This is a genomic window from Goodfellowiella coeruleoviolacea (assembly GCF_024171785.1).
In the GTDB taxonomy this organism is placed as follows: domain Bacteria; phylum Actinomycetota; class Actinomycetes; order Mycobacteriales; family Pseudonocardiaceae; genus Goodfellowiella; species Goodfellowiella coeruleoviolacea.
This window is the reverse complement of sequence record NZ_JAMTCK010000007.1, coordinates 21,169-39,815: the sequence shown is the minus strand read 5'-3', so window position 1 is coordinate 39,815 and position 18,647 is coordinate 21,169. Positions and strand designations below refer to the sequence as shown.

The window sequence follows — 18,647 nt, the reverse complement described above, 5'->3', positions numbered from 1 at the left end:
GAACCCCGCCATCCCAGCTCTCGCCCGGCAAGGACAGGCGAACTGCGTCGTCCCAGCCCCCGCCCGGCGAAGCCAGGCGAACTGTGTTGTCCCAGCTCTCGCCTGGCAAGGCCAGGCGATCCGCGTCGTCCCAGCTCTCGCCTGGCAGAGCCAGGCGATCCGCGGCGCACGTCACCCGGCTGACCGCCGGCCGCCTCGCCGTGGCGCTGGCGGTGCTGCTGGTGGTGGCCGTCGGCTCGGTGCTGCTCGGCGCGACCGATCTGGGCTGGCAGCGGGTGCTGGCCGAGGTGGCGGCCCAGCTCACCGGCGGCACCTCGCCGCTGTCCGAGCGGGAAGCCGCGATCCTGTGGGAGCTGCGGGTGCCCCGGGTGCTGCTCGGCGGCCTGGTCGGCGCGGCACTGGCCGCCTCGGGCGCCGCCTTCCAGGGGGTGTTCCGCAACCCGCTCGCCGACCCCTACCTGCTGGGCGCGGCCGCCGGCGCCGGCATGGCCGCCACCCTGGTGGTGGCCCTGGTGCCCAGCGCGCAGGACTGGGTGGTCGGTCCGCTACCGCTGGCCGCGTTCGCCGGCGCGCTCAGCGGGGTGGCGCTGACCTGGCTGCTGGGCCGCTCGGCCGGCCGGGGCACGGCAACGCTGCTGCTGGCCGGGGTGGCCGTGGCCGCGTTCCTCACCGCCATCCAGACGTTCGTGCAGCAACTGCACGCCGACACGCTGCGCCAGGTCTACACCTGGATGCTCGGCGGCCTGAGCACCACCGGCTGGCAGGAGGTGTGGCTGGTGCTGCCCTACCTGGCCCTGGCCTCGGTGGTGCTGTGCGGCTGCGCCCGGCTGCTGGACGTGCTCGCCCTCGGCGACGCCGAAGCCGTGTCGGTGGGCGTGCGGCCGGCCCGGGTGCGGCTGGCCGTGCTGGCGGCGGCGTCCCTGGCCACGGCCGCGGCGGTGTCGGTGAGCGGCCTGATCGGCTTCGTCGGCATTGTCGTGCCGCACCTGGTCCGGCTGCTGGCCGGCGCCAGCTACCGGGTGGTGCTGCCGCTGTCGCTGATCGGCGGGGCCGCCTTCCTGATCGCCGCGGACGTGCTGGCCAGAACCGCGTTCGCCCCGGCCGAACTGCCCATCGGTGTGGTGACCGCGTTCGCCGGCGCGCCGTTCTTCGTCCTCGTGTTGCGCACCAGCCGGAGGGGTCCGGAGTGACGTCGATCGAACTGCGCGGGGTCAGCGCGGGCTACCGGGACCGGTGGGTGGTCGACCAGGTGTCGGTGGCCGTGCCACCTGGCAGCTGGCTCGCGGTGATCGGGCCCAACGGCGCGGGCAAGTCCACCCTGCTCAAGGCGGTGGCCGGACTGGCAAGGCACACCGGCGAGGTGCTGCTGGACGGGCGCCGGGCCGACCAGCTGGGCGTCCGGGAGCGGGCCCGGCTGATCGGCTACGCCCCGCAGGTCCCCGAACTGCCCGACGGGCTCACCGTCACCGACTACGTGCTGCTCGGCCGCACCCCGCACCTGGGCCCACTGGCCCGGGAGAGCGCCGCCGACCTGGACGTGGTGGCCGACGTGCTGGCCAGGCTGGACCTGAGCGCGCTGGCCGGTCGGCCGCTGCGCACCCTGTCCGGCGGCGAGCGGCAGCGGGCCGTGCTGGCCAGGGTGCTCGCCCAGCAGGCCGGCCTGCTGCTGCTCGACGAGCCCACCACCGGCCTGGACATCGGCCACGCCCAGGCCCTGCTGGAGCTGATCGACACGCTCCGGCTGGCCGACGGCACCACCGTGGTGAGCACCCTGCACGACCTGACCCTGGCCGGCCAGTACGCCGACCAGCTGGTGCTGGTGGACGCCGGCCGGGTGGTGGCGTCCGGACCGCCCGCGCAGGTGCTCACCGCCGACCTGGTCGGCCGGCACTACGCGGCCCAGGTGACCGTGTTGTCCGCGCCGGACGGCAGCCCGGCGGTCACCCCGGTGCGCGCGGCCCGGCCGGCCCAACAACCCCGGACATGACATCGGCGCCGGCCCGCACCTGGTGGAGTGCTGGCCGGCGCCGAGAAGAATCGCGCGTCAGGCGGGTTCAGCCGGTCTTCGCGCCGTCCTTGCCGTCCCCGCCGTCCTTGCCGTCGCTCTCGCCACCGGCCGCGCCGGCTCCCGCGCCGCTGATCCGTTCGCTGGTCGGGGTGGCCACCTCGGCCTGGCTCCCGGCCGGCCCGGCGATCTGCCCGCCACCGGCCTCGCCGGACGTTCCCGCCGCCGCGGTCGCGCCAGTCGCGCCGGCCGCGCTGGTCACCCCGGCCGGGACCGGCTGACCGCTGGGCGAGCCGCCCTCGGCCGCCCGCTGCGCGCTGATCACCGCGGCCAGGTCCTCCCGCTCGCCCCGCTGGCGGGCCAGGACCAGGTAGACGACCGCGCCGAGGAACACCAGCGCGGCGGTGAACACGTTGATCCGCACGCCGAACACGTGGGTGGCCTCGTCGCGGCGCATCAGCTCGATCCAGAACCGCCCCGCGGTGTAGCCGGCCACGTACAGCGCGAAGGCCCGGCCGTGGCCCAGGCGGAAGCGCCGGTCGGCCCAGACCACCAGCAGGGCGACGCCCAGGTTCCACAGCAGCTCGTACAGGAACGTGGGGTGGACGATCTCGACCGGCGTGTGGTTGATGGCCACCCCGCCCAGCTCGTCCGGCAGCCCGGTGGCCGGGTCGACCCGCTGGTAGATCTCCAGGCCCCACGGCACCGTGGTGGGCGCGCCGTACAGCTCCTGGTTGAAGTAGTTGCCCAGGCGGCCGATGGCCTGCGCGGTCACGATGCCCGGGGCGATCGCGTCGGCCACCGCGGGCAGCGGAATGCCCCTGCGGCGGCAGGCCAGCCACGCGCCCACCCCGCCCAGCGCGATCGCGCCCCAGATGCCCAGGCCGCCGTTCCAGACGGCCAGCGCGTCCAGCGGGTTGCGCCCCGGCCCGAAGTACTTGTCCCAGTCCGTGGCCACGTGGTAGAGCCGGCCGCCGACCAGGCCGAACGGCACCGCGAACACGGCGATGTCGACGACCGTGCCCGGCTCGCCACCCCGGGCCACCAGGCGGCGCTCTCCCCACCAGATCGCCACGACGATGCCGACGATGATGCACACCGCGTAGGCCCGGAGTGGGATCGGCCCCAGGTGCCAGACCCCCCGGTCCGGACTCGGGATCGTGGCGAGCACGGCAGTGGACGCGAGTGACAACACGCCTACCACCGTAGCGGGTGCGCATAGCTCGCCCCCACCACCAGCGCAACCTGAGACCCCAACGTCATGCGGCCGGGTGGCGCCGAGACGCCTACACGGTCAGCTCCAGGGTGACCGGGAACGGCCGGTCCAGCAGCAGCTTCCCGGCCTCACTGCGGACGACCTCGCGGTAGCCGTCACCGTCCAACTCCAGCAGCACCGCGCTGACCGGCTCCTCCCCCAGGTCGACGACCAGGTAGAACGGAATCCGCGCCTCGGCGTAGAGCTGTCGCTTGAGCGTGCGGTCACGCCTACGCGAACTGGGCGAGACGACTTCGCCGGCAAGCACCACGTGCTCCGCGGGAAACAGCCCAGCCGGGAAGCCGACGTCCCGGATCACCGTGAAGTCCGGGATCAGCCAGTTACCAGCGGGCATTTCGACGTCGATCTCCGCAGTCGCCCGCAGCCCCGCTGGGCAGGCCGCCTTCAGCGTCGCACCCAGTTCGAACGCGAGAACCTGGTGCAGGAGGGCACCCCGCGGGCTCACGACGAGAGCCCCGTCCACCAGTTCGACCCGCTGTGTCCGGTCCTCCGGCAGAGCGAGCACATCCTGGATCGTCCAGGCTCCCTCGTGGCGGGGCAGCAGGTAGCCCGCCGACTCCGACTCCAGTGGAGCGGCCACGGGACGTCACCTCCGAGATCGGACGGAACCACCTGGCAAGCGCCAGTGTGGCACGGTGTGGCGATCGGTGAACTGATCACGCGGCCACTGTCCCGAGGGGCACCGACAGGATCGGGGCGGATTCCGGCCACCGCCGCCAGCTTCACCCGATCGTGGAACGCGGACCTGGGGTTCCGGCCACGCCGATGGCGATCACGGGCTGGGCGGCCGGGTCCAGCCAGCGCATCAGGGCGTCCAGGTCGGCGCCGGGCACCGCCACGCAGCCCGCGGTGGGGCGGCCCTGGCTGACGTGCAGGAAGAACGCGGAGCCGGCACCGGGCAGCACGGGGTCGCGGTTGTAGTCCAGCACCACGGCGTGCTGGTAGGCCGGACCGACCCGGCCGAGGTTCTCGCCGCTGTCCTCGTCGAACGGGCAGGTGCCCGGCGCGCAGCGGACGTGGGTGTTGTAGTGCGGCGAGCGCGTGTCCGAGACCCACCAGTCAGCGGTGTCGATCCGCCGGTACGGCAGCCGGGTGCCGTTGCTGGGCAGGCTGCCGAACGCCTCGGTCAGCTGCCACACGCCGGCCGGGGTGCGGGCGACCGCCTCGCTGGCCGGACCGACCCCGTCGGTGCCGACGTCCGCGCGGACCGGGCCCAGCGCGGGTGACCAGCCGGTGGGCTCACGCTGCCAGGCGGTCAGCGTGGCGCTGGTCGCGGTCGGTTCGGGTGCCACCACGGTGATCACCTGCCGGGCTTCGCCCTGGTAGGGCAGGGGCAGCGACCAGCGGGCCGGCCGTGGCGGCGCCTCGGCGTCGACCACGGTGCCGAACAGCGCGGCCACGGCGGCCACGACAGCGGCGGACAGCGAGAGTCTTCGACTGCGCAAGCTGTGCTCCGACATCACTTCGGGCCGACAGGGCAGCAACCCTATCGACCCGAGCGATCTCCGTCAGTCACCGGCTCGCCTGGCAGACAGGCGACCGGTCGGTCTGCGCTACCCCACCGGGGACGCGGAGTCCGCCCCGATCCGCACACCCTCGGCCAGCTCGCCGGCCAACTCCCGGACGGCCGCCTCGCCCGTGGCCGCGGCCGTGACAAAGGCCGAGCCCACGATCACCGCGTCGGCGAACCCGGCGACCTCGGCGGCCTGCTCCCGCGACCGCACCCCCAGGCCGACGCCGATGGGCAGGTCGGTGTGCGCGCGGGCCCGCCGCACCAGTTCGGGCGCGGCGTGGCTGACCGCGTCCCTGGCACCGGTCACGCCCATGACCGAGGTGGCATACAGGAACCCGCTGGCCGCGCCCGCGGTGCGGGCGATGCGCTCGTCCGTGGACGACGGGGCCACCAGGAAGATCCGGTCCAGCGCGTGCCGCTCGGCCGCGGCCAGCCAGTCGTCGGCCTCGTCGGGCACCAGGTCGGGGGTGATGACGCCCAGCCCGCCGGCCGCGGCCAGGTCGCGGGCGAAGGCGTCAACGCCGTACCGGTACACCGGGTTCCAGTAGGTCATCACCACGGCCCGGCCACCGGCCGTGGCCACCGACTCCACCACGGTGAACAGGTCGCGCAGCCGGAACCCGGCGCGCAGCGCGTGCTCGGCCGCGGCCTGGATGGTGGGGCCGTCCATCACCGGGTCCGAGTAGGGCACGCCCACCTCGACCAGGTCGCAGCCGGCCGACACCATGACCGTGAGCAGGTCCTGGGAACCGGGCACCGTGGGGTAGCCGGCCGGCAGGTACCCGACCAGCGCGGAACGCCCCTCGGCCCGGCACTCCTGGAACATCCGGGCGAGCCGGCTCATTCGGCCTCCTCCTCGGTGACCAGGCCGAACCACTTGGCGGCCGTGTCCACGTCCTTGTCGCCCCGCCCGGACAGGTTGACCAGGATCACCGCGTCCGGGCCGAGTTCCCGGCCCAACTGCTGGGCGCCGGCCAGGGCGTGCGACGACTCGATCGCCGGGATGATGCCCTCGGTGCGGGACAGCAGTGAGAACGCCGCCATGGCCTCGGCGTCGGTGACCGGGCGGTACTCGGCCCGGCCGGTGTCCTTGAGCCAGGAGTGCTCCGGGCCGACGCCCGGGTAGTCCAATCCGGCCGAGATCGAGTGCGCCTCGATGGTCTGGCCGTCCTCGTCCTGCAACAGGTACGACAGGGCGCCGTGCAGCGTGCCCGGGCTGCCCGCGGTGAGGGTGGCGCCGTGCCGGCCGCTGTCCAGCCCCGCACCGCCCGGCTCCAGGCCGACCAGGCGCACGCCCGGGTCGTCGATGAAGCCGTGGAAGATGCCGATGGCGTTGGAGCCGCCGCCGACGCACGCGGCCACCACGTCGGGCAGCCGGCCGAGGAGGTCGAGGCACTGCTGCCGGGCCTCCACCCCGATCACCCGGTGCAGGTTGCGCACGAGCAGCGGGAACGGGTGCGGGCCGGCCGCGGTGCCCAGCAGGTAGTGGGTGGTGTCCACATTGGTCACCCAGTCGCGCAGGGCCTCGTTGATGGCGTCCTTGAGCGTGCGCGACCCGGTCTTCACCGGGATCACCTCGGCCCCGAGCAGGCGCATCCTGGCCACGTTGAGCGCCTGCCGCTTGGTGTCCACCTCGCCCATGTAGACCACGCACTCCAGGCCGAGCAGGGCGCACGCGGTGGCCGTGGCCACCCCGTGCTGCCCCGCGCCGGTCTCGGCGATGACCCGCTTCTTGCCCATCCGCTTGGTGAGCAGGGCCTGCCCCAGCACGTTGTTGATCTTGTGGGAACCGGTGTGGTTGAGGTCCTCGCGCTTGAGCAGGATGCGCGCGCCACCGGCGTGCTCGGCGAACCTGGGGGCCTCGGTGAGCAGCGACGGCCGCCCGGCGTAGTCGCGCAGCAACCGGTCGAGTTCCCCGGTGAACGCCGGGTCGACCCGCGCCTTGTCGTACTCGGCGGACAGCTCGTCGAGGGCGTCCATCAACGCTTCCGGCATGAACCGGCCGCCGTACGGGCCGAAGTGGCCCCGCGCGTCCGGTCCGTGCTGGTCGACGTGGTCGCCGCTGCTCATCTCAGTTCTCCAGACTCGTCGGCGGTGCGGTCGTCCCGCCGACCGCGTTGCTACCTGCTGGGCCGAGGGCAGGCCGGGTGCGAACCCGCGGTCACCAACTGGTTCACCGCGGCCCTCGGGTCGCCACTGGTCACCAGGCCCTCACCGACGAGCACGGCGTCCGCGCCGGCCCCGGCGTAGGCCATCAGGTCGCCCGGCCCGCGCACCCCGGACTCGGCGATCTTGAGCACGTCGTGCGGCAGCCCGGGCGCGATCCGGCCGAACACGTCCCGGTCCACCTCCAGCGTGTGCAGGTTGCGGGCGTTGATCCCGATCACGCTCGCGCCGGCCTCCAGCGCCCGGTCCGCCTCCTCGGCGGTGTGCACCTCCACCAGTGCGGTCATCCCCAGCGACTCCACCCGGTCCAGCAGCGAGACCAGCGCGTTCTGCTCCAGTGCCGCCACGATCAGCAGCACCAGGTCCGCGCCGTGCAGCCTGGCCTCGTGCACCTGGTAGGGGCTGATGATGAAGTCCTTGCGCAGCAACGGGATCCGCACCGCCGCGCGCACCGCGTCGAAGTCCGCCAGCGACCCGCCGAAGCGCCGCCGCTCGGTCAGCACGCTGATCACCCTGGCGCCGGCCGACTCGTACTGCGCCGCCAGCGCCGCCGGGTCGGCGATCTCGGCCAGCGCGCCCTTGGACGGGCTGCGCCGCTTGACCTCGGCGATCACCCCGACCCCTGGCGCCCGCAGGGCCGCCATCACGTCCAGCGGCGGCGCGACCTTGCTGGCCTGCTCCTTGATCGTCTCAAACGGAGTGGCGGCCTCGCGCTCGGCGAGGTCCTCCCGCACACCCTCCAGAATCGCTTCGAGAACAGTCATCCGAACACCTCACCGACGCTCGTCGGCGCTGTCCGAACGGCCCGTCCGGTGGGCCTCACGCCGGTTCCCAGGGCTCCGATGTCGCCTTGCTCGCAGGCAAGCTCCCTCACGTCATGCTCCCCTTCCCGCCGCAAGGATGCTAACCCCGCGCGAGCGACCCACGCGGCACCGGGTCACCCGATCCGCGCTGCTTGGGCAGGCCCTTCCAGGCCGACGTGCGCAAACGTGCGCACGCGGCGACTCCGTGCGGCTCACCGTTCGCCCACCGTGGGATCGTGGCCCTCGCTGAGCGCGTTCCACAGTTCCCGGTCCGGGTCGGCGCTGGCCCTGCGGGCGGCGCGGGCCGCGCCGGGTGTCTGGTAGCTCGACCCCAGGCGGGGCATGGCCGAGGCGCGCAGCACCAGCAGCACGCCGGCGCCGATGACCAGCAGCGCGGCCAGCACCACCAGCCCCCGGCCCAGCACCCCGGTCAGCGCCGAGTCCCGCAGTTGTGCCTGGTACTGCTGGCTGGACAGCACCTGCGCGCCAGCACCGGCCGCGCCCCGCCCGGCGAACACGCCGATCCAGGCGGCGCCCAGCCCGGCCGCGACCAGCAGCGCGCCGAGCACCCGGCGCAGCCAGCCGGCCAGCGCCACCACGGCCGCGATCGCCGCCAGGCACACCAGGGCCAGCGGCACCAGCGCCGGGCTGGCCTCGGCTCCGGTGTGCCGGACCAGCGTGTAGCCGCCACCCGGCCGCTCCTGCAGGTAGGCCGTCCAGGTCAGCAGGGACGAGCCACCCAGCGCGGCGGCGGCGGCCAGCAGTGCCAGCACGAACAGCCACATCGGCCGGGCGCCGGGCCGCCGGGCCCGTGGCGCGTCGCCGCGGGGTGAACCGGCGGCGGGTGAATCGGCGGCGGGTGAACCGGCGGCGGGTGAATCGGCTCGGGGTAGCTCGCTCGGCGTCGACGTCGGTCCGGGCACGGCTGGGTGGTCTGCTTCAGGCACGGGGAAACTCGTCTAGTCGGTCGGCCGGCACCAGCGTCTCCGCGATGGCGATGGCGGACAGCACCGCACCGGCCTTGTTCAGGGTCTCGTTGTCCTCGGCGACCGGGTCGGAGTCGGCCACGATGCCGCCACCGGCCTGCACGTAGGCCATGCCGTCGCGCAGCAGCGCGGTCCGGATGGCGATGGCCGTGTCGCCGTCGCCGGCGAAGTCCAGGTAGCCGACCACCCCGCCGTACAGGCCGCGCCTGGTCGGCTCCAGCTCCTCGATCAGCTCCATCGCCCTGGGCTTGGGCGCGCCGGACAGGGTGCCGGCCGGGAAGCACGCGGCCACCGCGTCGAACGCGGTGCGGCCGGGGGCGAGTTCACCGGTGACCGTGGACACGATGTGCATCACGTGGCTGTAGCGCTCGACCTTGAAGAAGTCGACCACGCGCACCGTGCCCGGCACGCAGACCTTGCCCAGGTCGTTGCGGCCCAGGTCGACCAGCATCAGGTGCTCGGCGCGCTCCTTGGCGTCGGCGAGCAGGTCCTTCTCCAGCAGCGCGTCCTCTTCGGCGTCGGTGCCGCGCCAGCGGGTGCCGGCGATGGGGTGGGTGGTCGCCCGGCCCTCCCGCACGGTGACCAGCGACTCCGGGCTGGAGCCGACGATGTCGAAGCCGTCCAGCCGCAGCAGGTACATGTACGGGCTGGGGTTGGTGGTGCGCAGCACCCGGTAGATGTCCAGGGCGTCGGCCGTGGTGGGCATCTCGAACCGCTGGGAGACCACCACCTGGAACGCCTCCCCCGCGCGGATCGCGGCCTTGGCCGCCTCCACCGCGGCGTGGTGCTCCTCGGGGGTGCGGCAGCGCTTGAACTCCGGGCGGGGCCGGGAGAACACCGCCGCGGTCGGCGCGGCCGAGGTGTGCAGGTCGGCGGTCATCGCGTCGAGCCGGCGGACGGCGTCGTCGTAGGCGGCGTCCACCCGCTCCGGGCTGTCGTCCCAGTTCACCGCGTTGGCGATCAGGGTGATGGTGCCCTCGTGGTGGTCCAGCGCGGCCAGGTCGGTGGCCAGCAGCATGACCAGTTCGGGCACCTGGAGGTCGTCCTCGGCCAGTTCGGGCAGCCGCTCCAGCCGGCGCACCGCGTCGTAGCCGATGAACCCGACCATGCCGCCGGTCAGCGGGGGCATGCCGGGCAGCGGTTCGGTGCGCAGCGCCTCGACCGTGTCGCGCAGCGCGACCAGCGGGTCGCCGCCGTCGGGCAGGCCGACCGGTGGCACGCCGGTCCAGTACGCCTCGCCGCCCCTGGCGGTCAGCGCGGCCGGGCTGCGCACCCCGACGAACGACCACCGTGTCCAGGAGTCCCCGTTTTCCGCGGACTCGAACAGGAAGGTGCCCGGTCGATCCGCGGCGAGCTTGCGGTACACCCCGAGCGGGGTCTCCCCGTCCGCGAGCAGCCGGCGCACCACCGGGATGACCCGGCGGTCCGCCGCCAACGCGTGGAACTCCTCCCGCGACGGGCTGACCGCCCCCATGGCACTGACAGGTACGGCTCCGACACTCACGCTGGCCATGGCCGCCATTGTGCCGGTTCGCCAGTTGATCGAGCACGGCGAGTTGCGGGGCTGGCCCGAACCGACACCGCCCTGGGCCCGACGCGCGCCGGTGTTGAACTCGTTCCACCTGGCCAGCGATGATGGCCGGGTGAGCGGACGGACGCCCGGGCGAGCGCGGCAGGACAACGGCAGGGCAGCACCGCCGCAGCAGCCGGATGTTCCGCCTCGGCGGCGGGGCCGCCGCCCGGCCGGCCAGGACACCCGGGGCGTGCTGCTGGCCGCGGCCAAGCAGGTGTTCAGTGAGCAGGGCTACACCAAGGCGACCGTGCGGACCATCGCCACCAGGGCCGGAGTCGACCCGGCCATGGTCAACCACTGGTTCGGCGGCAAGGAGCGGCTGTTCGCCGAGGCCGTGCTCGACCTGCCGGTCACCGCCGAGGAGGTGATCGGCCGCGTGCTCCACGAGTTCGACGGCAACCCGTCCGGGCTGGGCGAGCGGATCGTGCGGGCCTTCCTGACCACGTGGGACAGCAGCGAGGGCGGCGGGTTCGCGGCGCTGGTGCGCAGTGTGGCCACCCACGAGGCCGCCGCCGCCATCCTCAAGGACGTCTTCCTCAACCGCGTCTTCGACCGGATCGCCGAGGTGACCGGGCCGGACCAGGGCCAGTTCCGGGCCACGCTGTGCGCCACCCAGCTGATCGGGCTGGGCATGATCCGGTACGTGGCCAAGTTCGAGCCGATGGCCTCGGCCGACATCGACACCGTGGTCGCCGCGGTGGCCCCCACCCTGCAGCGCTACCTCACCGGCGACCTGACCGGCGGCTGAGACCGCGCGCCCGGCGGCGGCTCAGCCACTCACCCCACTCGCCCCGCTCGTCCCGGACGGGCCGGCGGCGTCGGCCTCGGGCGCGAGCAGCTGGGCGGCGTCGAAGCAGGTGCGGTCGCCGGTGTGGCAGGCGCCGCCCACCTGGTCGACCACCAGCAGCAGGGTGTCCCCGTCGCAGTCGAGCCGCACCTCGTGCACGTACTGGGTGTGGCCGGAGGTCTCCCCCTTGATCCACAGCTGCTGGCGGCTGCGCGAGTAGTAGGTGGCGCGGCGGGTGGTGAGCGTGCGGTGCAGTGCCTCGTCGTCCATCCAGGCGACCATCAGCACCTCGCCGGTGCCGTGCTGCTGGGCGACCGCGCACACCAGCCCGTCCGGGGTGCGCTTGAGGCGCGCGGCGATGGCGGGGTCGAGCGGGCTGGTCATCGTGCGCCTCCCAGGTAGTCGCGGGTGGGCCCGGCGCCGAGCAGCACGGTCGCGTAGATGTGCGCGGCGGCCAGCACCGCGGCGACCAGGCGCGCCCACCACGGTGTCGAGCCCAGCAGGATCATCAGGTGCACCAGGGCGGCCAGGACGAACACCACCATGCCGGTGGCCCGCGCCGGCCGCAGGCCCGCCAGCAGGCCACCGGCCACGGCGAACTCGGCCACCGCGAACGCGGTGGGCACCCCGAACAGGCCGGCACCGCCCTCCACGCGCCACCGCACCAGGGCCACGATCAGGAACAGCGCCGGCCCGGCCAGGGCGACCAGCGCGGCCGCGCGCACCTCGACCGGCACGGGGCGGCGCGCACGGGCCCGCTTCGACGGGTCGGCGTCGGTCACCGCACCTCCACCCCGGTGCCGCGGAGCACGTCCTTGACCTCGCCGATGCGCAGCTGGCCGAAGTGGAACACGCTGGCGGCGAGCACGGCGTCGGCGCCGGCGGCCACGGCCGGCGGGAAGTGGTCGAGCGCGCCGGCCCCGCCGCTGGCGATCAGCGGCACGTCCACCACCGCGCGCACCCGGGTGATCAGGTCCAGGTCGAAGCCGGCCTTGGTGCCGTCGGCGTCCATGGAGTTGAGCAGGATCTCGCCGACGCCCAGCTCCTGGCCCCTGGCCGCCCACTCCACCGCGTCGATGCCGGTGCCGCGCCGGCCGCCGTGCGTGGTGACCTCGAAGCCGGACGGGGTGGGCCGCTCCCCCTCGGGCACCCGCCTGGCGTCCACGGACAGCACCACGCACTGGGCGCCGAACCGCACGGACGCCTCGCGCAGCAGCTCCGGCCGGGCGATGGCGGCGGTGTTGATGCTCACCTTGTCCGCGCCCGAGCGCAGCAGCCGGTCCACGTCGTCGGTCGAGCGCACCCCGCCGCCCACGGTCAACGGGATGAACACCTGTTCCGCGGTGCGCCGCACCACGTCGTAGGTGGTCTCCCGGTCCGATGCGGACGCGGTGACGTCGAGGAAGGTCAGCTCGTCGGCGCCCTCCCGGTCGTAGGCGCGCGCCAGGGCGACCGGGTCGCCCGCGTCGACCAGGTTGGCGAAGTTGACCCCCTTCACCACCCGCCCCCGATCCACGTCCAGGCAGGGGATGACACGCACGGCAACCGACATACCCTGAGCCTAGGCCAGCTCCGCCGAGTGACGCCGGCCACGTCACCCCGGGTTCCCGCGCACAGCGCGCGAGACCGTGCCCCACTCCGGCGGCGGGTGGCGCCCCGATCGGGTGGGCCCGCCCGGGGTCCGCGTGGTGGAATCCGGTGGTGCGCGCCACGTTCGACCTCGGCCCCGGTTTGTCCGTCACCCGGCTCGGCTTCGGCGCCGGCCGGATCACCGGCCCCGGCTACTGGGGGCCGCCCGCGGACCGGGACACGGCCGTGGCCGTGCTGCGCCAGGCGGTCGCGGCGGGCGTGACCCTCATCGACACCGCGGACAACTACGGGCCCGGGGTCTCCGAGGAACTCATCGCCTCGGCCCTGCACCCCTACCCGGCCGAGGTGGTGATCGCCACCAAGGGCGGGGTGGTGCGCACCGGGCCGGACCAGTGGCACCTGGCCGGGCGGCCCGAGCAGCTGCGGGCCGCCTGCGAGGCGAGCCTGCGCCGGCTGCGCCTGGACTGCCTGCCGCTGTACCAGCTGCACCGCGTCGACCCGGCCGTCGGCCTGGCCGACCAGCTCGGCACCCTGCTCGAACTGCGCGCGGCCGGCAAGATCCAGCACATCGGTCTGGACACCATCACCGCCGACCAGCTGCGCCAGGCCATGGCCCTGGCGCCGATCAGCGCGGTGCAGAACCACTACAGCGTGGCGCACCGGGCCGACGAGGACGTGCTGTGGCTGTGCGAGCGCAACGGGCTGGCCTTCCTGCCGTACCTGCCCCTGGCCGGCGGCGCGCTGTCCCGGTCACCGGAACTCTCCCGACTGCTCGGCGAGATCGCCTCGGCCCACGGCGCCACGGTCAACCAGATCGCGCTCGCCTGGCTGCTGCACCGCTCCCCGGTGATGCTGCCCACGCCGGGCACCACGACGCCGGCGTTCCTGGCGGAGAACCTCGCCGCGGCCGGGATCTCGTTGTCGGACAACGAGATCGACCGGATCACCTCGGCACGCCCGTGACCGCGGTCCCGGACGGCCAGAAGCCCCGGATCCAGCTCTGCGGTGGTCCGGGGCTTCTGTCAGTTCAGCGCGAAGGGCGGCGTCAGCTCGCGAGCGTGCCGCGGTAGCCGACCGGCCCCTCGTTGGGGAACTGGGCGGTTCCCTGGAACCTGCTGCCCTCGTCGAAGAACGTGATGCTGCCGTTGCCGGCGTTGGGGCTGCTCCAGGTCACCGTGGTACCGGTGGCGGGGGCGCCGTTGTTCGGGACGCCCTCCTCCCGGTTCACGATGGAGAGCGTCAACGGCTGGTCCGCCTGCCATTGACCGTTCGGACCGCCCCACTGGATCTCGGTGTCGTAAGTGGCCACGTCAACCTCCCTGGTCGCTGGGGATCTTCGCCAGTCTGGTCAGCCAGCGTTCCGCGCACCAGCAACCGGGTGCCAGCAACACCCGATCGTGTGACACCACAACCCGGGCCCCAGTCCGTCCACAATGGACATTACGGCCCGCGCCCTGCTCGGGTCGACCGGGAACCTGGGCCCGCGGCGCCGCCGGCGGCACGTCAGGACAACCCCGAAGACCCCACCGCGATCCGGACGGCGTGCCACACTCGCGACGCCGGGTGAGCAACGCTCAGCGGGGATCCCGCGCCACGCTGCGCCGGATCCTCGGGATGGCGGGGGTCCTGCTGCTCCTGGCCGCGGCACCGGACCAGATCACCACCACGCTGGACTGACGGACTCCCGGTGGCCGACGCGGCCACGGAGGTGGTGCGGACCCACCGGCGGCTCCGGGCGGTCTGCTGCTTCTCCCGGTGGGGACCCCGGTTCGCCCGGAGGCCCCGACCCGACCCGCGCGGGGTGGCGGCTAGGCCGACCCGGTGGGGCCGCCGCCCGGTTCGGCCGGTTGGCGGCGGCCGGCTCGGGTGAGCGCGTCGATCTCGGCGTCCAGTCGGGCCAACGGGGTGAATCCACCCGCGATCACGTCCACACCGAACTCCCGCAACCGGTCCACGTGCGCCACCGCGTCCGCACCGTCCACAATGGCCTGAGCACCGGCCTCCCGCACCAGCTTCACGAATCCCGTGCACGCCCTGCGCACCAGCGCGCTGTGCTCCTGCGGCGAGCACAACGGCCGCCACACCGACTCGGCCAACAGCACCCCGCGGATCGGATAGCGGTCGAGCAGGGCGATGTTGCCCGCGGTGTCGCCGAAATCGTGCAGCAGCACGGAAATTCCCAGCTCCGCCAGGACCGCCACGTTGTCCGCGGCCTCACCGAGTTCGTCGCGCAGCGCGCCGGCCGGCACGCTCACCCGCAGGGCGTCGCCGCTGAGCCCGGTGTCGGTGAGCACCCGGCGCACCACGGCGACCAGGTCCTGGTCGGCCGCGTGCCCCTGGGTCAGGCAGACCAGGGCGAACGGCGCGGCCGAGGCGAAGGTCCGGTGCCAGCGCTGGGCTTCCTCGCCCGCCCGGCGGATCAGCCACTCGCCGAGCTGGCGGTCGGTGCCGACCTCCTCGGCCAGGCGCAGGCACTCGTCGTGGCCGACCGACCCGTGTTCCAGGCTGTCCCAGCTGGCGGCGAAGCGCACGCCGACGACCTCGTTCTCGCCGTCCGGTCCCCGCGCCACCAGGGGCTGGCCGGCCAGGTCGAACTCACCGCTCTCCAGCGCGCCGGGCAGAGTGACCGAGGCCCTGGCCCGGTTGAGGTCCTGGATGTGCTGCTGCGGGTCGTACAGACCCCACTGGGCCTTGCCACTGCGCTTGACCCGACGCAGGGTCAAGTCCGCGGCGGCGAGCAGTTCCTCCACGGTGACCTCGTTGGCCGCCCGGTCCACCAGCGCGATGCCGGCGGTCACCATCACGCCGTGCCCGCCGACGTAGATCGGCTCGGCCAGCTCACCCTGCACGCTGCTGACCAGCCCGACCAGGTCCGGCGCGCTGTCCCGGTACCGGCCGAGCAGCGCGAACATCCCGCCCTCGACCCGGGCCAGCATCAGGTCGGGCTCGTCGAAGAACTCGCTGAAGACCGTGCGCAGCTTGCCGGCGACGGTGCGGATGACGTAGTCACCGACATCCCGGTGCAGCGCGGTGTTGATCGCGGCGAGCCCTTCGAGGTCCACATAGGACAGCAGTACCCTGGTGCCCACCGGCGGCCGTTCCAGCACGGCCTCCAGGCGGGAGGTGAAGAACTGCCGGTTGGGCAGGTCGGTCAGGGTGTCGTAGAGCGTCTGGTACTTGAAGCGCTCCTTGAGCAGGTACAGGTCGCTGACGTCCTCGACCGCGGTGACCATGTGGGTGGGTTCCCCGTCGGGGTCGGTCAGCAGCGACACCGACAGGTAGGTCCACGCGGTCTCCCCGTCCTTGCGCACCAACCTGGCCTGCCGGCGGAACCGGCCGGTGCCCGAGTGCGGCAGCGCCGCGTACTGGTAGGTGAGATCGGCCAGGTCCTCGATGTAGAACAACTCGTGCACCGAGCGGCCGACCATCTCCTGCGGCGAGTAGCCGAGGATCTCGGTCATGGCCTCGTTGCTGCGGCCCATGGTCCCGTCGAGTTCGCTGATCACCATGCCCACCGCGACGGAGTTGAACACCTCCTCGAACCGGGCCTGGCTGACCCGCAGCGTGCGCTCGGTGTCCTCCTTGGCCTTGACCAGCGCGAGCTTGAGGTTCTCCTGGATCTCGACGGTGCGGTCGCGCATGGCCTCGGCGTAGCTGGCCGCCAGCTCGCCGAGCACGGCCACCACCCGCTGGCTCACCGAGTCCGCGCCGCTGCCGCCGCCCAGCACGGGCAGCCACCGGCCCAGCAGCGCGATGCTGTCCCGCAGGCTGCGCTCCCCGACCACCTCGGCGGCGACCAGGTCCGCGCCCACGTCCCTGGCCGGCTGGATGTGCAGCGGCTGGCTGGTCATCGCGTCGGTGAGCCGGTCCACGAAACCGCCGACCAGGTCCTCCAGTTCGCCGCGCGGCCTGGACACCGAGGAACTCGCGGCGATCACCCGCGCCCACTCGCGCACCAGGTCCGCGCGCCACGCGGTGAGTTCCTCGCCGGACCGCCACGCCGCGCTGGGGCCGGGATCGTCGTGCGCCGGCTCGCTCATGTTGTTCGGCTCTCGGCGGGACTGGACGCGACCGCGCCGGCGGCCTTCACCCCGACTCCCGCGTAGACGGCGCACCGCTCAGGGTGTTCGCCCACGTTCTCGGGGAACTCCGGCCGCCACTGCGCCGTCCAGACCAGTCCGGGCTCGACCAGATCGAATCCGGTGAACAACCGCTCCACCTCCGCCTTGCCCCGCAGGGTCACCGGGTTGCTGCTTGACCGGTAGAACTCCACCAGCTCACCCATCCGTTCCGGGAACACGTCGGCGGTGCCGTGGGAGAGGGCGAAGAAGCTGCCGGGCGCCAGCCGCCGCCGGTACCGCTCGATGATGCCGGCCGGGTCCTCGTCGTCGCGCAGGAAGTGCAGCAGCGCCACCATGAGCAGGCCGATCGGCTCGTCGAAGTCGAGCAGCGCGGTGGTCCTGGCATCGCCGAGCACCCCGTCCGGGTCGCGCAGGTCGCCCTGCACCACGGTGGCCAACTCGTTGCCCTCCAGCAGCAGCTCGCTGTGCGCCACCGCCACCGGTTCGTTGTCAACGTAGACCACCCGGCAGGACGGATCGACCGACTGGGCAATCTCGTGCACGTTGCCCAGGGTGGGCACACCCGAGCCGATGTCAAGGAACTGCCTGATCCCCGACTCGACCATGAAGCGCACGACCCGGCCGAGAAAACTCCGGTTGGCCCTGGCGAGGTCGCGGACCCAGGGAACGGCCTCGGCCGCCCGCCTGGCCAGGTCGCGGTCGGCGGCGAAGTTGCACGCTCCGCCCAGGTAGTAGTCATAGACACGGGCCGCGCTCGGCTGATTGATGTCAACGCCCTTGGGCAGGCGCGTTGGCCACGTTTCCACCGCACACCCCTGTGGATCAGGATTGAGGAGAGGCCAGGATACCGATCGGTCGGCCGCGTTCCCGGCGAATGGCAGAAGATCATCTTTTCACCCGCCAGCCGCCGGTTATGTCCCTCCATACTGGACTGGGATCGTCCGATCGGACGTGGCGGAAGCCACACACCGGCGTTCCCGGTTGTCCCACCAGATGGGAGCAGGCGCCCGGCGGGTGGCGCACACAGCGCGGCGCACCGCCCCGCTGCGGGGACGGTGCGCCGAAGTCCTGCGGAGGAAACGCTTACCGGTCGGCCGGTCCGGCCGGCACCGACCGCGCCTGCGGGGTCAGCCGGCGACCGCGGCCAGCGCCTCCGGGAGCGTGAAAGCACCGGCGTACAACGCCTTGCCGACGATCGCGCCCTCCACGCCGTCCTGGCTCAGCGCCGCCAACGCCTTCAGATCGTCCACACTGGACACTCCACCGGAGGCGATCACCGGGGCGTCGGTGCGCGCGCAGATCTCCTGCAGCAGTGCGACGTTCGGGCCGGTCAGGGTGCCGTCCCGGCTCACGTCGGTCACCACGTACCGGGCGCAGCCGTCAGCCTCCAGCCGGTCCAGCACCCGCCACAGGTCGCCGCCGTCACTGGTCCAGCCGCGCGCGGCCAGCCGGTGGCCCTGCTCGGTGATGCGCACGTCCAGGCCGACGGCGATCCGGTCGCCGTGCTCGGCGATGACCTTGGCGCACCACTCCGGGTGCTCCAGCGCGGCCGTGCCCAGGTTGATCCGGGCGCAGTTGGTGGCCAGCGCCGCCGCCAGCGACTCGTCGTCGCGAATGCCCCCGGACAGCTCGACCTTCACGTCAAGCTCGTTGACCACCCTGGCCAACAGCTCCGCGTTGGAGCCGCGGCCGAACGCCGCGTCGAGGTCGACCAGGTGCACCCACTCGGCACCGCCCTGTTGCCAGGCGAGCGCGGCGGCCAACGGGTCGCCATAGGAGGTTTCCGTACCGGCCTCGCCTTGCACGAGCCGGACTGCCTTTCCTTCGGCCACGTCAACGGCCGGGAGCAGGGTGAACGTCACGATT

Annotated in this window: 19 protein-coding genes; 4 read left to right on the top strand and 15 right to left on the bottom strand. The window is 73.3% G+C overall.

Translation table 11 applies throughout. The features are described 5' to 3' along the window. The first annotated feature begins 179 nt into the window (after positions 1-179). Positions 180-1,190, top strand: coding sequence for a FecCD family ABC transporter permease (locus LX83_RS16210; protein ID WP_253772778.1), 1,011 nt, complete (start codon positions 180-182; stop codon positions 1,188-1,190). Next, positions 1,187-1,987: an ABC transporter ATP-binding protein gene (locus LX83_RS16205; protein WP_253772149.1), complete on the top strand. Its 801-nt coding sequence runs from the start codon at positions 1,187-1,189 to the stop codon at positions 1,985-1,987. The genes LX83_RS16210 and LX83_RS16205 overlap by 4 nt, the downstream gene beginning before the upstream one ends. Before the next feature lie 67 nt (positions 1,988-2,054). Here the strand turns inward: LX83_RS16205 and lgt are convergent, their stop codons facing one another. The 8 genes from lgt to LX83_RS16165 all read right to left on the bottom strand — a co-directional run bounded on the left by lgt (position 2,055) and on the right by LX83_RS16165 (position 10,271). Then, positions 2,055-3,197, bottom strand: a complete 1,143-nt coding sequence (gene lgt / locus LX83_RS16200) for a prolipoprotein diacylglyceryl transferase (RefSeq protein WP_253772776.1) — start codon at positions 3,195-3,197, stop codon at positions 2,055-2,057. Between the two features lie 94 nt (positions 3,198-3,291). Further along, on the bottom strand, positions 3,292-3,861 hold the full coding sequence (locus LX83_RS16195; RefSeq protein WP_253772147.1) for a Uma2 family endonuclease: 570 nt from the start codon (positions 3,859-3,861) through the stop codon (positions 3,292-3,294). Between the two features lie 142 nt (positions 3,862-4,003). Next, positions 4,004-4,726: a L,D-transpeptidase family protein gene (locus tag LX83_RS16190; protein WP_253772145.1), complete on the bottom strand. Its 723-nt coding sequence runs from the start codon at positions 4,724-4,726 to the stop codon at positions 4,004-4,006. 108 nt (positions 4,727-4,834) lie between these two features. Beyond that, positions 4,835-5,638 carry a tryptophan synthase subunit alpha gene (trpA, locus tag LX83_RS16185; RefSeq protein WP_253772143.1) on the bottom strand — a complete coding sequence of 268 codons (804 nt, stop codon included), beginning with the start codon at positions 5,636-5,638 and terminating at the stop codon, positions 4,835-4,837. Further along, positions 5,635-6,864 carry a tryptophan synthase subunit beta gene (gene trpB, locus LX83_RS16180; protein WP_253772141.1) on the bottom strand — a complete coding sequence of 410 codons (1,230 nt, stop codon included), beginning with the start codon at positions 6,862-6,864 and terminating at the stop codon, positions 5,635-5,637. Before trpB ends, trpA begins: the two co-directional genes overlap by 4 nt. Before the next feature lie 50 nt (positions 6,865-6,914). After that, positions 6,915-7,724, bottom strand: a complete 810-nt coding sequence (trpC, locus tag LX83_RS16175) for an indole-3-glycerol phosphate synthase TrpC (RefSeq protein ID WP_253772139.1) — start codon at positions 7,722-7,724, stop codon at positions 6,915-6,917. Between the two features lie 251 nt (positions 7,725-7,975). Further along, a complete protein-coding gene (locus LX83_RS16170) occupies positions 7,976-8,548 on the bottom strand; it encodes a Trp biosynthesis-associated membrane protein (RefSeq protein WP_253772137.1) in 573 nt (190 codons plus the stop codon). A 154-nt stretch (positions 8,549-8,702) separates the two neighbouring features. Further along, positions 8,703-10,271 (bottom strand): anthranilate synthase component I, encoded by a 1,569-nt coding sequence (locus LX83_RS16165; protein WP_407649591.1) that lies wholly within the window; start codon positions 10,269-10,271, stop codon positions 8,703-8,705. Here LX83_RS16165 and LX83_RS16160 point away from each other — a divergent pair. After that, a complete protein-coding gene (locus LX83_RS16160; protein ID WP_308203988.1) occupies positions 10,261-11,070 on the top strand; it encodes a TetR/AcrR family transcriptional regulator in 810 nt (269 codons plus the stop codon). The two genes, LX83_RS16165 and LX83_RS16160, sit on opposite strands and share 11 nt — an antisense overlap. A 21-nt stretch (positions 11,071-11,091) precedes the next feature. On the opposite strand, the gene hisI is transcribed toward LX83_RS16160, so the two are convergent. From hisI to hisF, 3 genes are read right to left on the bottom strand one after another with little or no spacing between them, the layout of a single operon-like run. Further along, positions 11,092-11,493 carry a phosphoribosyl-AMP cyclohydrolase gene (gene hisI / locus LX83_RS16155; protein ID WP_253772133.1) on the bottom strand — a complete coding sequence of 134 codons (402 nt, stop codon included), beginning with the start codon at positions 11,491-11,493 and terminating at the stop codon, positions 11,092-11,094. Further along, on the bottom strand, positions 11,490-11,891 hold the full coding sequence (locus tag LX83_RS16150; RefSeq protein ID WP_253772131.1) for a hypothetical protein: 402 nt from the start codon (positions 11,889-11,891) through the stop codon (positions 11,490-11,492). The genes hisI and LX83_RS16150 overlap by 4 nt, the downstream gene beginning before the upstream one ends. Further along, entirely contained in the window at positions 11,888-12,661 is a 774-nt protein-coding gene (hisF, locus tag LX83_RS16145) for an imidazole glycerol phosphate synthase subunit HisF (protein ID WP_253772129.1), read from the bottom strand. The genes LX83_RS16150 and hisF overlap by 4 nt, the downstream gene beginning before the upstream one ends. A gap of 149 nt (positions 12,662-12,810) precedes the next feature. On the opposite strand from hisF, the gene LX83_RS16140 reads away from it, so the two are divergent. Beyond that, entirely contained in the window at positions 12,811-13,662 is an 852-nt protein-coding gene (locus LX83_RS16140) for an aldo/keto reductase (protein WP_253772127.1), read from the top strand. Positions 13,663-13,744: 82 nt separating this feature from the next. On the opposite strand, the gene LX83_RS16135 is transcribed toward LX83_RS16140, so the two are convergent. The 4 genes from LX83_RS16135 to priA all read right to left on the bottom strand — a co-directional run bounded on the left by LX83_RS16135 (position 13,745) and on the right by priA (position 18,643). Beyond that, positions 13,745-14,008 (bottom strand): hypothetical protein, encoded by a 264-nt coding sequence (locus LX83_RS16135; RefSeq protein WP_253772125.1) that lies wholly within the window; start codon positions 14,006-14,008, stop codon positions 13,745-13,747. Between the two features lie 499 nt (positions 14,009-14,507). After that, entirely contained in the window at positions 14,508-16,739 is a 2,232-nt protein-coding gene (locus LX83_RS16130; RefSeq protein ID WP_253772123.1) for an EAL domain-containing protein, read from the bottom strand. Then, positions 16,736-17,587, bottom strand: a complete 852-nt coding sequence (locus LX83_RS16125) for an SAM-dependent methyltransferase (RefSeq protein ID WP_253772121.1) — start codon at positions 17,585-17,587, stop codon at positions 16,736-16,738. The genes LX83_RS16130 and LX83_RS16125 overlap by 4 nt, the downstream gene beginning before the upstream one ends. Before the next feature lie 321 nt (positions 17,588-17,908). Further along, positions 17,909-18,643: a bifunctional 1-(5-phosphoribosyl)-5-((5-phosphoribosylamino)methylideneamino)imidazole-4-carboxamide isomerase/phosphoribosylanthranilate isomerase PriA gene (priA, locus tag LX83_RS16120; RefSeq protein ID WP_253772119.1), complete on the bottom strand. Its 735-nt coding sequence runs from the start codon at positions 18,641-18,643 to the stop codon at positions 17,909-17,911. Between the last annotated feature and the right edge of the window lie 4 nt (positions 18,644-18,647).

Bases quoted from the DNA above. Each gene is read 5' to 3' on its own strand.
- hisI (WP_253772133.1), bottom strand. From the start codon at position 11,493: ATGACCAGCCCGCTCGACCCCGCCATCGCCGCGCGCCTCAAGCGCACC.
- trpB (WP_253772141.1), bottom strand. From the start codon at position 6,864: ATGAGCAGCGGCGACCACGTCGACCAGCACGGACCGGACGCGCGGGGC.
- LX83_RS16160 (WP_308203988.1), top strand. From the start codon at position 10,261: ATGGCCGCCATTGTGCCGGTTCGCCAGTTGATCGAGCACGGCGAGTTG.
- trpC (WP_253772139.1), bottom strand. From the start codon at position 7,724: ATGACTGTTCTCGAAGCGATTCTGGAGGGTGTGCGGGAGGACCTCGCC.
- hisF (WP_253772129.1), bottom strand. From the start codon at position 12,661: ATGTCGGTTGCCGTGCGTGTCATCCCCTGCCTGGACGTGGATCGGGGG.
- LX83_RS16170 (WP_253772137.1), bottom strand. From the start codon at position 8,548: ATGTGGCTGTTCGTGCTGGCACTGCTGGCCGCCGCCGCCGCGCTGGGT.
- LX83_RS16130 (WP_253772123.1), bottom strand. From the start codon at position 16,739: ATGAGCGAGCCGGCGCACGACGATCCCGGCCCCAGCGCGGCGTGGCGG.
- LX83_RS16165 (WP_407649591.1), bottom strand. From the start codon at position 10,271: ATGGCGGCCATGGCCAGCGTGAGTGTCGGAGCCGTACCTGTCAGTGCC.
- trpA (WP_253772143.1), bottom strand. From the start codon at position 5,638: ATGAGCCGGCTCGCCCGGATGTTCCAGGAGTGCCGGGCCGAGGGGCGT.